Origin of the sequence: Chitinophaga sp. HK235 (genome assembly GCF_018255755.1) — a bacterium.
Lineage (GTDB): Bacteria > Bacteroidota > Bacteroidia > Chitinophagales > Chitinophagaceae > Chitinophaga.
This window is the reverse complement of record NZ_CP073766.1, coordinates 730,355-743,791: the sequence shown is the minus strand read 5'-3', so window position 1 is coordinate 743,791 and position 13,437 is coordinate 730,355. Positions and strand designations below refer to the sequence as shown.

Here is a 13,437-nt window from a genome sequence, read left to right as displayed (position 1 = left end):
TACCTCTCTATAAACTGTTCACTATGGCGCACATCAAAGTGGCCATTGCGGATGATCACAAGATTTTCCGCAGTGGAGTGATCAACACGCTGATTCCGTATGAAAATATCCGCTTTGTCTTTGAGGCAGATGACGGCCTTCACCTGCTGGAGATCATGGAACAACAGCAGCCGGACGTTATCCTGATGGACCTGAAAATGCCCAATATGGATGGCATAGAAGCCACCATCAAAGTAAAGGAGAAATATCCCAACGTAAAGATTATTATCCTTACTATGTATGAAGACGACAACTTTATCGTTCATCTGGTAGAAAACGGCGCCAACGCCTATCTCCTGAAAAACGCTGATCCGGAAGAAATTTATGAAGCCATCTGCACTACCTATGAGAAAGGCTTTTATTTTAATGAAAACGTAAATCTGGCACTATTAAAGAAAGTTCTACACAAGAATAAACAACAATTCAAGCCTACGCTTAAAAATGAAATACAACTCAACGACCGGGAGCAGGAAGTGTTAAAGCTTATCTGTAACGAATACACGACACAGGAAATTTCCGAGAAGATATTCCTGAGCCCCCGTACCGTGGAAGGTATCCGGCAAAAACTGCTGGAAAAGCTGAATGTAAAAAACAGCGTAGGACTGGTGTTATATGCATTCCGTAATGGATTGATCGAATAACCATCCCTCTTCCCTTCATTGCCACCAATTAATAGAACCTAATATGAAAACTGTTAAAAATTTCACAGCATCTGCCGCAGCCATGCTGCTGTTATACGCTGGTGCTTCTGTAGCGCAGGGAATCAAAATGCCAGCTCCCAGCCCGGGCCAGACTGTAAAACAGGACTTTGCTCTTTCCAATGTAGAGCTCAGCTATTCCCGTCCGGTAAAAAAAGGCAGGGTGATCATGGGTGACGTTGTTCCTTACAACAAAGTATGGAGAACCGGCGCCAATTCCCCTACCGTTATTACCTTCGGTGAAGATGTGAAATTCGGCGGAGTACCTGTGAAAGCCGGCAAATACGGACTGCTCACGATCCCCGGTGCCAAAGAATGGACCGTGATCCTCTCCAGCAGCCTCGACGTAAACAGCCCTTCCATGTACAAAAAGGAAAATGACATTGCCCGTGTTAATGTAAAACCAGTAGCACTTCCTGCATCTCAGGAAAGCTTCACCATCGACTTTGAAGATGTGCTGGAATCCTCTATGACACTGGCTATCAGCTGGGAAAAAGTTAAAGTGCCGGTAAAAATCACTGCCGACATCAACGACAAAATCGTAGGACAGATAGAAGCCGCCATGGCTGCTCCCGGCGACAAAAAACCATACTTCCAGGCTGCATTTTATTACCTGGAGCACAACCTGGACATCAACAAAGCCAAAACATGGATAGACCAGGCCGCTGCTCAGAGTCCGGATGCATTCTGGGTTTTCTATCAGAAAGCCAGAATCTATGCGAAAGCAAAAGATGTGAAAGGCGCCAAAGAAGCTGCTCTGAAATCCATCGAGCTGGCGAAAGCTGCTAAAAATGATGACTATGTAGCACTCAACAACAAGTTGCTGGCCACATTGAAATAATTCTTCCTGATTTAATGCTGACAGCGGGATTTAAAATATCATTATTTTAAATCCCGCTGTCATTTTATGAAAGTGCCGGTTTCTTTATGAAAGGCTGCAGAATCGTTGCAAAAACAATTACCAGTATACACCCGATAGCGTTGAGCCAAAGGAAAGATACCTGCTCCAACCCGTACATCACCAGCACCACTGCCTCAGCGGCAATGGCAGCCCAGAAGGTGGCTGTACCTCCTACCCGCTTCAGGTAAAACGCTACCATAAAAATTCCCAGTGTAACACCGTAGAACCAGGAGCCCAATATATTCACCACTTCAATCAAACTTCCCAGCCCACTGGCAAACTGCGCCACCACAATACAAAATACGCCCCATATCAAAGTCCACAATTTGGAGATACGCATATAATGCTCCGGAGTGGCGTGACCGTTATACAAACGCTGGTATACATCTATCACTGTAGTGGAAGCCAGCGAATTGAGCGCTGCAGCAATACTACCCCATGCCGCCAGGAAAATGATAGCGACCAGCAGGCCCACCAATCCTTTGGGAAGACTGTTGACTACAAAATGCAGAAAGATGTAATTCGTATCGTTGGTATCGGCAGTAGGATCGGCCTTTTTCATCAGCGTCAGTGCCTCTTTCCTGATAGCCAGTGCCTGTTCATCCGTTTGCAGCAGTGCTTTTTTGGCGATGTCAGTACTGGCGGCATCCTTGGTTTCCAGGGCTGCTGCCAGGTCTTTTACCTGTTGCTGTTTGAGTGTACTCAGTGAATTATACTGGTTTTCCAGCTGTTGTAAGGCAGGCCCCTGAGAGGTGTTACGCACACGGGCCAACTGAGATTCGTTGAAGAAAATAGGTGCGCGGAAATAGAGGTAAAACACAAATACCATGGCACCGATCAACAGAATCAGGAACTGCATTGGTACTTTTACCAGACCATTCATCAACAGGCCCATACGGCTTTCCTTTACGGAACGGGCCGTCAGGTAACGCCCTACCTGCGACTGGTCAGTCCCGAAATAGGACAGTGCCAGGAAAAACCCGCCTATCAACCCGCTCCAGATATTGTACTTATCGTTCCAGTCAAATTTGGTTACAATCACATTCAGCTTGTCCATTTTGCCTGACACCTGCAATGCCTGTTTAAAGCCAATATCCGCTGGCAGCAAATGCACTACCATCCAGCCTGCCAGGAACATACCTCCAAAAATGATGGCCAGTTGTAAAGTCTGCGTATAGGCAACAGCCCGGGTACCGCCGGCCACCGTATAGATGATCAGCATACCGCCCATGATCATATTGGTCCAGTAAAGATTCCAGCCCAACAGTGATGATAAAATAATGGAGGGTGCACAGATACTGATGCCGGTAGAAAGGCCCCGCTGTACCAGAAACAGGAAAGACGCCAGCGTACGGGTTTTCAGGTCAAATCTCTTTTCTAAAAACTCATAGGCCGTATATACTTTCAGTTTATGAAAGATAGGTACAAAGGTGATACAAAGCACTACCATAGCCAGTGGCAGCCCGAAATAATATTGTACAAACCGCATCCCGTCCGTATAGGCCTGACCGGGAGCTGATATAAAAGTAATAGCACTGGCCTGGGTGCCTATAATAGACAACAGGACAATATACCATGGCATAGCCTGGTTGCCAAGGAAATAACTTTCCATGTTTTGTTTTCCCCGGCTTTTCCAGATGCCATACAGTATAATGATGGTAAGGGTAGAAACGAGTACTACCCAGTCTAAAGAACTCATGAATATGTTTTGGTGAATAAATAGAAGAGCATGATCAACATCCCCAACCAGCCGATCACCAGTACATACCAGTAACCCCAAGCCGGGAACAGTGGTGGTTTCTCTTCCTGCAGGTCTTTTTCCGTCATGCTTCAGTATTTATACATTCAATCATCAGTGCTTTTGGACCACATGCTCCCGGTCAGTAGTCCCAGCGCAATTCCAATCAGCAGTCCGATATGGACCCTTTTAATTTCAAATCCGATAAACAGCCCCAGGAGGATGCAGAGTATTGCTGCAATCCTCAGCCTGGGGCGGTTCTGTACATGTTTTTTTGCCATCTCGCCTAGTGCTGTTTAACAGAAATCAGGTTCACAAATAAACGATAGGCACCGGGCACACCGGCAGGCAGTTCACGGAAAAACGCCAGGCCTGTATACACATACCTGCCTTTGCCATACTGCGCCACAATGGTAGAACCATCCAGCGGTGATTCTCCCTTATCATTCATCGAAAACAGTTTCTGATATGCTTTGTCAATATTAACAGGGAAATACAATCCTCTCTCCTGTACCCAGTCATTAAAATCAGCAGCGCTGATTTCATTGGGATAATGCAATACAGGACTATCCGACTGCAGGAAGGTCACCGCGGCCTTTTCATCTGTTACCCGGTCACGGGAAAGGCTAAACGGATATGGACCCAGATCCTGCGTCACCAGCGGATTGTTTACATTGTATTGTACCAGCAGTGTTCCACCTTTGCTCACATAATCCATCAGATGGCTTTGCCAGTACTTCATGCGGGGATTAGTATTATACGCGCGTACGCCAACAATAATGGCATCGTATTGAGCCAGCAGGTTGCCCATGATTTCTTTTTCACTCAGTTCGGTTACATCGTAGCCTACCTGTCTGAGGGAAGCAGCCACCAGATCACCGGCACCGGGAATGTATCCCAGTTTGTTGCCGTTGTGCTTCAGATCAACGGTTACCAGTCTCGCGGATGCTTCAGGGAAGAGGGTGATCAGCGGGATATGATCATAGCGGATGTGCTGTATACTTTGCGTATAGGCTTTACCGTTACAATCCATCACTACCGTAAACGTGTCTACCTGATTGGTGGTCGCTGCTGCTTTCGGTTGAATGCTGAAACGCAGTTCCAGTTCATCGCCTTTTTTCTCCAGTTTGAAAGGCAGGCTGCTTTCCTTTACAGCAAAGCCCGCGGGTAGTTTCAGGTGCACGTTGCCAGTTACGCCATCAGCCATAGCGGAGATCTTCACAGGCACTGTTTGTGGTTGATTGCTGGTAAAGATGTATACCTGGTTATTCAGGTTGGCCACTACAGGAGGCGCTATCACTAATGGTTCGTATAGTTCTCCTTTTACCGGGTCGGTGTACTTGTACTGGAGCGGACGTTGTAACAGGAACTCCTGCCCTCCTATTTCCAGGTGTATCCTGGCTACGAGAGGCGGAACATTTTCCGGATTGCCAACCTGTAACGGATCAGGGATTTCGTAAGTACCCAGCGGATGTGACTCAGACAACCAGTAAGGCTGTGAGATTTTTGTTTCTGCCGGTACCGTGAGTGTATGGGAGATGCTGTTGAATTTATTGTAAGCCAGTTCGCGGGCGCCGATGGCGTCCGACTTACCGGGCAGGTCTACTTTGCGAAGATTAACAGGGACATGTCCGCGGTTGATCAGCTGTACTGTCGCTTCCATACTGTATCCTGGCACTACGCTGGGGGAAGTGCTGTAAGCCTCAGCCCAGACGCCGGCGCAGGCATAGATGAGCTGTTCTGTTTCTTTCAGCTTCTGATTGCGCCAGTAGCCCTCAGGCAACGCCTGGATGGCTTTGCGTATTTCCAGCAGCGCAGGCACCGAAGCTCCCGGATCTTCCATACGGTAAGACTGGATAGCCTTGTCTACCATTTTGCCGATAGCAGCGCCGCCAGCAACACGTGACCAGCTGGTGTTTACATCATCCAGCAGTTCATGGCGGGGTGCATCACCCTTGATGGTCTGGAAATATTCCATGCTGGAACCTCTGCCCGCAGGAACGCCAAAACCCTGGCTTTTATGCTGGGAGCGGCTTTCGGCAGCAATCTCTCCATAACCTTTTCCCAGGAGATAATTGTAGGTGCCTACATCCTCCTTGAACTGGTCTTCCGAGATGGTATTGGTATTACCGAAATTGAAGGTATTCCACAACAGCCTTTTTGTTTTCCAGGGCTGTACATATTTGAGTTGTTCGGGATATTGTTTGGGATCAGCGGCAGCGGTGAAGGCTTCTGCCGCCAGCATAGCGGAGGCGGTGTGATGTCCGTGGCCGGCGCGACTGTCGGCCGGGAAACGGCATATGATGACATCCGGCTGGAATTTGCGGATCATCCATACTACATCACCCAGGATTTTTTTCTTGTCCCAGATGGTAAATGTTTCTGCTGGATTTTTGGAGAAACCGAAGTCCTGTGCCCGGGTGAAGAACTGTTCAGCGCCATCAATACGACGGGCTGCCAGCAGTTCCTGGGTACGGATCAATCCCAATAGTTCGGATTGTTCGTTGCCTACGAGGTTTTGACCACCATCACCACGGGTGAGTGACAGGTAGCCGGTACGATAAAGTTTTTCTTTGGCCAGGAAAGCCAGCAAACGGGTGTTTTCATCATCAGGATGGGCTGCCAGATACAATACGCTTCCCAGCGTATCCAGCTTTTTCAGCTGCAGTTTTATGTCAGCAGCGTTCCATACGGGTGATGGTTGTGCCAGTGCAGGTATGCTGGCAATCAGGAGGATCAGGAAAGCCAGTGCAGTGCGGATTCTTAAAAACATGAATAAAACGTGATTTACAGAGTCGCCAAAAATAGGAATAAATTCATGTGAAGGAAGAGAATTGGGTTGAACGGCGAAATAAAATAAAAGGTCCCGGTGTGTTACCGGGACCCTACAAGCAAAAACCAACCAGCTTGCAAAAACCAATTGTCAACAAAGGCGGTTCAGATTAGTTGTATCCTTCGTTTTGCTGGTGGCGTATATTTGGATTGGCATCCAGCTCTCTTTGGGGAATAGGTAAGATTATTTTAGGTCCGGGCAAAGCCACGGAAATAGTTTTGTTGTTGGCGAGATACTTTATAAATGGCGCTCCGGTGCGGGCCAGATCAAAAAGCCGGTGTCCTTCGAAGGCCAGCTCCTTGCGCCTTTCCAGCGCAATAGCATCCAACAGGGCCTGGCCTGTGGCCATTACCGGCGCTGCACCAGGATTAGCCCTTCTTACAATATCATTCAACGCTTGCTGTGCATCTGCATCTCTACCCAGATGGGCCAGCGCTTCTGCCCGGATAAGATACAGCTCTGCCAGCCGCATCACCTTAATACCTTCCGCAAACGTGGCCACATCCCTGTACTTGGTAACGATGTTGGCCGGATTCTCTCCTCCGGTGCCCGCACGTCTATCTCTTTTTATAAATCCCAGTCGTGCATCTTTTTCATTATATATTTTCCATATATCATCAGTAGCCAGTACATCTCCGTAACCCATCTGGCTGAACATATAACTCAGCGCATCGGTGCTAAGGTTGTCTGTTGGTGTATTGATGATTTCAAAGATCGTTTCACTGTTGCCTGTCTGGCTAAAATCGCTGACCAACTTATCTCCTGGCAGCAATGTATACTTGCCGGTGCTGATCACAAAGCTGGCTGCGGCTTCTGCCGCTACCCAATCTCCTTTATACAGCAATACCCTTGCCAGCAAAGCCTTTACGCTCAGTATATTGAGCCTGCCGGACGAGAAGGCCGGACTTTTGCTTTCCTGGAAAAGACTGATTGCCTTATTCAGATCGCTGATGATCTGTGTATAAGTGTCTTTTACAGAACTGCGGGAAGGCGACTGTACCTCTTCTATATTGGTAGTAGTGGCCAGCGGAATTCCCATGTGCGAGGCATCCGGCGTATAGTTGTAAGCCTGCGCGTACAATCGTACCAGGTCAAAAAATACCAGTCCTCTCAATGCATAGGCTTCCGCCACAATCTGTCCTGCTTCGCTGCTGTCTGCAGCAAAGGGCAACAGTGATACGGAAGGGCCTTTCTGTATCACCATATTGGCATTGGCTACCACTCTGTAAAGCAGGTTCCATGCATCGGTGATATAAACATCGTTGGCTGTTACAATGTACTGATCCAGATTACGGTACCTGTTACTGTTGACGACACTGACATACTCATTGTCTGCCCGAAGGTCCGGCAACAGTAACATGGTACGGCCGTAATAGTTTTCATTTTGCATTAGTGAATACACCCCGTTAATGGCTGCTTGCAGCCCTGCCAGATCTTTAATGGTATGTCGTGTTTCCGTAGCCGACTGAGGGTCCTGGTTAAGAAAATCCTTACTACAGCTGGCAACCAGTGTAGCTATTAACATCCAGGCAATATGTTTATATCGTTGCAACATGAACTGTATTAAAAATTGATGTCTACCCCGACGAGGAATGTTTTGAATATAGGTGGTCGCTGATCATAATCACCAGTCACCGGCACTTCCGGGTCCATGGTTAGTTGAGCATCTTTTACAAATGTCCAGAGGTTATTGCCTCTCATGTAGATCCGGGCTTCACTCAATCCTGTTCGGGTCAGCCATGATTTAGGCATGTTATAGGCCAGCATCAGATCTCTGAGCCGGATAAAGCTACCATCATAGAGGAATCTGGAAGAAGCCTGGTTGCTAAGTCCGGTCTGTGTGCCGCCAAACACCACTTTCGGGATATTGGTGATATCACCGGGTTTCCGCCAGCGGTTTTCGTAGATACGCCTGGACAGTTTGGAGGTAGCACCAAATCCGCCGCTGCCGTCGGATTCCGTGAAAGAGCCCCAGTTGTCATACACTTTGCTGCCCCAGTTGTAGTAAAACTGAAAGCTGAGCTCAAAGCCCCTATAGCTAAAATAATTCGTCAGACTTCCATAAAACTTCGGGAGAGCGCTGCCCTGATTAAAGCGCTGCGCTTCCCCGAAGACACGAGTGGTAGTGGTCTTGTCAGCATTGGCATACCAGCGGGCTTCTCCTGTTTGCGGATCAGCGCCAGCATACCCCACGAGGTAAAACTGATAGAAATCACCACCTACTTCCCGCTTATAAATAGTGCTGGTCATTGGATTGTCCAGCCTGGTAATGGTATTCTTTAAGGTAGATATATTAAAGTCCGATCGCCATGACAATGCCTGCGGATCATGCGCCACGATGTTACGTGTGCTGAGTGATAATTCCCAGCCGGTATTGCGCATCTCGCCATTGTTGCGGAATACAGCGGTAATTCCGTTAGCGGATGATACCGGCACATTCAGTAACAGCCGGGAGGTGACCCTGTTATAATATTCTACGGTACCGGATATACGATTTTTAAGTATGGCAAAATCGATACCGGCATTGAAGGGTTTATTTTGTTCCCAGGTAAGGTAGGGATTGGGGTATTGACTCAGAACATACCCCGGTTTCCCATCATAATCATTTGCCGGATTGTACAATGACAACGAGGCGTAATTGTCAATAGCCTGGTTTCCGTTGCTGCCGTAGCTAGCACGTAATTTTAATTCGTTAATACCGGGAATATCCTGCATAAAGGTCTCCTTATAGATATTCCAGGCTACTCCGAGTGACCAGAAGTTGGCACCTCTTTTTTCCTTGCCGAATCTGGAAGAGGCGTCCCTTCTGATGGAGCCGGAGACATAATATTTTTGCTGATAGTCGTATCCTGCATTGAGGAATACACCTGTCAGGGAGTTGGCAACATTAACAGAATTAATGGCTTCTGGTTTGGATGCATCGGCAAGTTCGTTTTTGCCGGGCAGGAAGTTGGTGGCAGAAGCAGAGTTGCCGGTATTACCGGTACGCTGCGCCTCAAATCCTGCGAAAGTGCTCAGTCCGTGATAACCCCAGCGGTGGTTGTATCGCAGAATACTGGTGGATACCCAGTTGTTCCACAGGTTATTATTGACATAAGCCCGTCCGTTGGTATTTCTGCCGTCTCCGAATCCCGGAGGGTAGAAAGAATTGCTACGGGCATAGTTCAGGTCGAGACTGATCCTGGTTTCCAGCGATAAGTCCTCTTTCAATTTGTATTTGGCGCCGACCCCACCCAGCAGGCCATAAATAGAACCAGTGCGGGTTGCCTCGTCGAGCACGGCTACCGGATTAAATGTGTTGTTGTAACTGAAGTCGTAGGAACCATCTGCATTATAGACTTTCAGCCATGGTTGCATACGGGCCAGCGATCGTACCGGATTGGCCAGCAGTCCTACATCTCCTACAGCGTTGGCTTTCTGATAGACCAGAGAAAGATTGACGTTAAAAGAAAGTTTATCTGTAGCATTGTTGCTTAGATTCAGCTTTCCTGTCATTCGCTGGTAGTCTACTCCTCTCAGAGCAGATTTGGAATCATAATACCCGCCAGACACATAGAATTTTGTTTTCTCATTACCGCCGGCAGCAGAAAGATTAGCCTGTGTATAGGGGCCAGAGCGGGTGAGCAAATCCATCCAGTTGGTGTTAATGGTGGTATCGATGCCACGGGCCTGTAATTCTTTCTGGAATCCGGCTTCTCCACTGCTATCTCCTTTATTGTACCATCCTTCCCTGAGCAGTTCTATCATTTCGCTGGTATTGAGCGGATAGTTGCTTTTGGGGATGGTGAGTTTGTTGACGCCCCTTTGTACGCTCGCCCTGATACGGGTGTTACCTGGTCTGCCGGTTTTGGTCGTGATCAGGATCACGCCATTGGCGGCGCGGGAACCGTAGATGGAAGCGGAAGCGGCATCTTTTAAAACAGAGATGGAAGCAATGTCGGCACTGTTGATACCAGCCAATGAATTCACATTAAAATCTGTCAGGTCATCTGTCACTACCGGCACACCATCCACTACATAGAGCGGGGCGCTGCCGGCAGTAATAGAGCCTATGCCACGGATACGGATACTGGGTACCGATCCGGGTTGACCGGAACCATTCATAGATTGAAGTCCCGGGACATTTCCTTGTAAGCTTTCCTGGAAGCTGCTACGGGGAGCTTTATCAAATAAAGCCGTGTTAACCATAACAGCTGAACCTGTCAAAGAACCTTTTGTCTGAACGCTATAAGCTACCACTACTATTTCATTCAATCCCCTAGCGTCGTCTTTCAGCACAATATCCAATGCGGATCTGTTGTTGATCCCGATTTTCTGTTCCTCGTACCCGATGAAAGAGCATATCAGTGTTGCCGTTGAAGGGGCCTTTACCCGGAAAACTCCTTCCATGTTGGTGGTGGCGCCTTTATTGATGCCGGCAATACGGATGCTTACCCCTGGCAGCGGATGACCTGTGATATCGGTTATACGGCCATTGACCAGGATATCGGTATTTACAACCGTTGTATCAGGAATAATGGCGATCAGGCCATCAGACAATGTTTTGAAGGTGAGACCGGTATTATGTAAAACCCGTTTCATCACTTCTTCCATCGGCTCCTGATGCAGGTCTACCGTTACCCGTGTATACGCAGGTATCAGGTCGCTCCGATATACGAAACGATTATTGCTTTTTTTCTCAATCAATTTTAACAGGCGTATAAGAGGCATTTGATCCGCTTTCACCGATATCTGTTCACTTTGTCCGAACACATGACCCGTTATATGTAAAGAGGTAATCAGAATTATAAAGGACACCAGTTTCATTAGCTGTACAACTTTCCCTTAAGTTTTGTGCAAAAGGATGACAAAATGTATGGTTTTTTTACATACATTTAGGTTGTTAAAGGTCAATAAAACGACGACAGTACTACATTGCCAAGTGAAGCATTCTGCCGTTGGATCTGAACAAAAGGGTAAATGTTTCCAGCATTTGCCCTTTTTTTATGCCAATGGTATCTTTTCTTTTTTATCAGACATATAAACTTCTACTGGTTGATAAATACCTCGTTGCCTTTTATCTGGCAACGGAATGATGATGTAACCTTCAGCGCTTCCAATATCTGTGGAAGTGATTCATTTTTAAAGGTGCCCGTAAACCGGTATGCCTTCAGCTTTTTATCCGTAAGATGTATTTTTACGCCAAACCAGCGTTCCATTTTCAACGCCACGGCAGCGAAACTTTCATTGTCAAACACCAGGAAGTTGTCACACCAGGCTGTTTCATGGATCATATCATCCTGATCGTCTATTTTCACTTGTTCCATGCTGTAACCCAGTCCAGGTTTGGGATTGCCATCCTGTGTATGGGTGATGATCATCTTCTGGTGAGGCATCAGCTTCACTTTGCGGGCCGGATCATCTGCCAGCATCACTTCCACGGCCCCGGTGATCAGGGATGTCTCTGACTGGTCTTCGTTGGGATATGCTTTGACGTTAAAAGAAGTACCCAGTACGTTGACCACCATATGATTGGTGCGGACAATAAAAGGATTGTCTGCGTCCTTTGCTACTTTAAAGAATGCCTCACCGGAAAGCATTACTTCTCTTTTCAGCTGGTTATTCATATCCCGCTGGTAGGTGATACGGCTTCCGCCGTTCAGCCAGACTTCTGTTCCGTCCGGCAGTGTGGCACGGGACCGGGAGCCGTTGCGGGTCTGGATTTCAGCCATTTCAGCTGCAGCCTCTCTTTTAGTTTTACTATTGATCAGAAAGACACAAAAACCCGCCAGCAATACTACCAGCACAGACAAGGCGGCCAGCAGTCCAGCCCTGTTTCCTCTTCTGATGGTAACAGGTTGTCCCTGCTCCTGGCCATCTGTAGCAAAATCACTCTCCATTCTGGCCATATGCCTTTGCCAGGCGCCTTCCGTTTTTGATTCCCATGCTTCCTGCATCAGAGACGCGGGCCAGTTGCTCAGCACTGAAAATTTATACCTTAGCTCCGGATATTGCACCAATAGCTCTTCCAGCTCGCGCAATTCAGCCATCGTGGCTTCGCCCGATACCTTTCTTCCAAGCAATAACCAAATTCTTTCCTGTTCCATGTCAATATTGCAAAAGCATGATTGTAATAGTAGGACAAGCAGATTGGAATAATCTACTACTCTATCACAAAAAAAATTTAAAATTATTTTGATTGAGTAAAATTGAGGTTAATCACCTCACTGATTTTTTTTAGCGCCTGGGCCATGTGCACATCGATGGTGTTCACAGAAATGTCCAGTATCTGCGCTACTTCTTTGTATTTCAACCCGTCTTCCCGGATAAGTTTGAAGATCATTTTCCTTTTAGGTGGAAGCTGGTTGACTGCGGCCTCAATGCGTTTCACCATTTCCCCCGAGATAAAGATCTGTTCCGGTGTGGCATAACCGGTACTGAAATCCACTTCCAGTTCATCCAGACTAAAATGCTGCGTTCTGGATGCACGGGTCAGATAGTTGAGCGCGATATTTTTGGTGGATACATATAGGTATACCTTCAGATTCTGTACCTGGAGCAGTCTTTCACGATGTTTCCAGATGTTCACAAACACATCGGAAGCCACCTCTTCTGCTGATTCCCAGGATTTCACGATAGAATAGGCAAACTGGCTGAGTGGTTTGTAGAAAAGCCGGAACAGCGCTTTGTAAGCCTGTTCATCGCCTAGCGATGCAATGCGTTCCGCCAGCAGTTGTATATTCACGTCCTCCCTCAATGAATAGCCGGTTATTTGGTTGGGTTAAAATAAAGTGGCTAAAGATAATCAGGAATAACCGTATTTTAACATGTCAGTCAGAAACATTTGCATAAAAAGAGAAAAAAAATTCCGGGATTTTACAGGCGGGCATTTTCTAACCACGCTTTTATTTCTTAAACATAAAGTATACGGCCCCGATCAGAAACACGAATGATATAAGATAATTCCAGCGCAAGGGCTCTTTCAGAAAAAATACGGCAAACACACTGAATACGACCAGGGTAATCACTTCCTGGATTGTTTTGAGCTGAAACCCGCTGAATCCTTCCATCGCTCCAAAACGGTTGGCCGGTACCATAAAGCAGTATTCAAAAAAGGCGATTCCCCAGCTGATCAGGATTACTTTCCACAGGGCTACATCCTGGTGTTTAAGGTGTCCGTACCAGGCAAAGGTCATAAAGGTATTGGAAATGGTCAGGAAAATGACTGTACGCATACTATTGAATAATT

The 13,437-nt window shown here is 47.2% G+C and carries 11 protein-coding genes; 2 read left to right on the top strand and 9 right to left on the bottom strand.

Annotated features, from left to right (window positions below; translation table 11 throughout):
- The first annotated feature begins 23 nt into the window (after positions 1 to 23).
- Complete coding sequence (locus KD145_RS02270; RefSeq protein WP_212004295.1) at positions 24 to 680, top strand: response regulator transcription factor; 657 nt, start codon at positions 24 to 26, stop codon at positions 678 to 680.
- Positions 681 to 723: 43 nt separating this feature from the next.
- Positions 724 to 1,578 carry a DUF2911 domain-containing protein gene (locus tag KD145_RS02265; protein WP_212004294.1) on the top strand — a complete coding sequence of 285 codons (855 nt, stop codon included), beginning with the start codon at positions 724 to 726 and terminating at the stop codon, positions 1,576 to 1,578.
- 64 nt (positions 1,579 to 1,642) lie between these two features.
- Here KD145_RS02265 and KD145_RS02260 read toward each other — a convergent pair whose 3' ends face one another.
- From KD145_RS02260 to KD145_RS02225, 9 genes are all read right to left on the bottom strand, one after another.
- Positions 1,643 to 3,337 (bottom strand): sodium:solute symporter, encoded by a 1,695-nt coding sequence (locus KD145_RS02260; protein ID WP_212004293.1) that lies wholly within the window; start codon positions 3,335 to 3,337, stop codon positions 1,643 to 1,645.
- Positions 3,334 to 3,465, bottom strand: a complete 132-nt coding sequence (locus KD145_RS32425; protein WP_256441254.1) for a hypothetical protein — start codon at positions 3,463 to 3,465, stop codon at positions 3,334 to 3,336. Before KD145_RS32425 ends, KD145_RS02260 begins: the two co-directional genes overlap by 4 nt.
- Before the next feature lie 18 nt (positions 3,466 to 3,483).
- A complete protein-coding gene (locus tag KD145_RS02255; RefSeq protein WP_153260024.1) occupies positions 3,484 to 3,657 on the bottom strand; it encodes a hypothetical protein in 174 nt (57 codons plus the stop codon).
- Positions 3,658 to 3,662: 5 nt separating this feature from the next.
- On the bottom strand, positions 3,663 to 6,149 hold the full coding sequence (locus KD145_RS02250; protein WP_212004292.1) for a PIG-L family deacetylase: 2,487 nt from the start codon (positions 6,147 to 6,149) through the stop codon (positions 3,663 to 3,665).
- A gap of 169 nt (positions 6,150 to 6,318) precedes the next feature.
- A complete protein-coding gene (locus tag KD145_RS02245; protein ID WP_212004291.1) occupies positions 6,319 to 7,764 on the bottom strand; it encodes a RagB/SusD family nutrient uptake outer membrane protein in 1,446 nt (481 codons plus the stop codon).
- A gap of 8 nt (positions 7,765 to 7,772) precedes the next feature.
- Complete coding sequence (locus tag KD145_RS02240; protein ID WP_212004290.1) at positions 7,773 to 10,919, bottom strand: SusC/RagA family TonB-linked outer membrane protein; 3,147 nt, start codon at positions 10,917 to 10,919, stop codon at positions 7,773 to 7,775.
- 317 nt (positions 10,920 to 11,236) lie between these two features.
- Entirely contained in the window at positions 11,237 to 12,295 is a 1,059-nt protein-coding gene (locus KD145_RS02235) for a FecR family protein (protein ID WP_212004289.1), read from the bottom strand.
- 83 nt (positions 12,296 to 12,378) lie between these two features.
- On the bottom strand, positions 12,379 to 12,945 hold the full coding sequence (locus tag KD145_RS02230; RefSeq protein ID WP_245957612.1) for an RNA polymerase sigma-70 factor: 567 nt from the start codon (positions 12,943 to 12,945) through the stop codon (positions 12,379 to 12,381).
- Positions 12,946 to 13,093: 148 nt separating this feature from the next.
- Positions 13,094 to 13,423, bottom strand: a complete 330-nt coding sequence (locus KD145_RS02225) for a DMT family protein (RefSeq protein WP_212004288.1) — start codon at positions 13,421 to 13,423, stop codon at positions 13,094 to 13,096.
- Positions 13,424 to 13,437: the final 14 nt, after the last annotated feature.

Bases quoted from the DNA above. Each gene is read 5' to 3' on its own strand.
- KD145_RS02255 (WP_153260024.1), bottom strand. From the start codon at position 3,657: ATGGCAAAAAAACATGTACAGAACCGCCCCAGGCTGAGGATTGCAGCA.
- KD145_RS02260 (WP_212004293.1), bottom strand. From the start codon at position 3,337: ATGAGTTCTTTAGACTGGGTAGTACTCGTTTCTACCCTTACCATCATT.
- KD145_RS02265 (WP_212004294.1), top strand. From the start codon at position 724: ATGAAAACTGTTAAAAATTTCACAGCATCTGCCGCAGCCATGCTGCTG.
- KD145_RS02250 (WP_212004292.1), bottom strand. From the start codon at position 6,149: ATGTTTTTAAGAATCCGCACTGCACTGGCTTTCCTGATCCTCCTGATT.
- KD145_RS32425 (WP_256441254.1), bottom strand. From the start codon at position 3,465: ATGACGGAAAAAGACCTGCAGGAAGAGAAACCACCACTGTTCCCGGCT.
- KD145_RS02225 (WP_212004288.1), bottom strand. From the start codon at position 13,423: ATGCGTACAGTCATTTTCCTGACCATTTCCAATACCTTTATGACCTTT.
- KD145_RS02240 (WP_212004290.1), bottom strand. From the start codon at position 10,919: ATGCCTCTTATACGCCTGTTAAAATTGATTGAGAAAAAAAGCAATAAT.
- KD145_RS02235 (WP_212004289.1), bottom strand. From the start codon at position 12,295: ATGGAACAGGAAAGAATTTGGTTATTGCTTGGAAGAAAGGTATCGGGC.
- KD145_RS02245 (WP_212004291.1), bottom strand. From the start codon at position 7,764: ATGTTGCAACGATATAAACATATTGCCTGGATGTTAATAGCTACACTG.
- KD145_RS02270 (WP_212004295.1), top strand. From the start codon at position 24: ATGGCGCACATCAAAGTGGCCATTGCGGATGATCACAAGATTTTCCGC.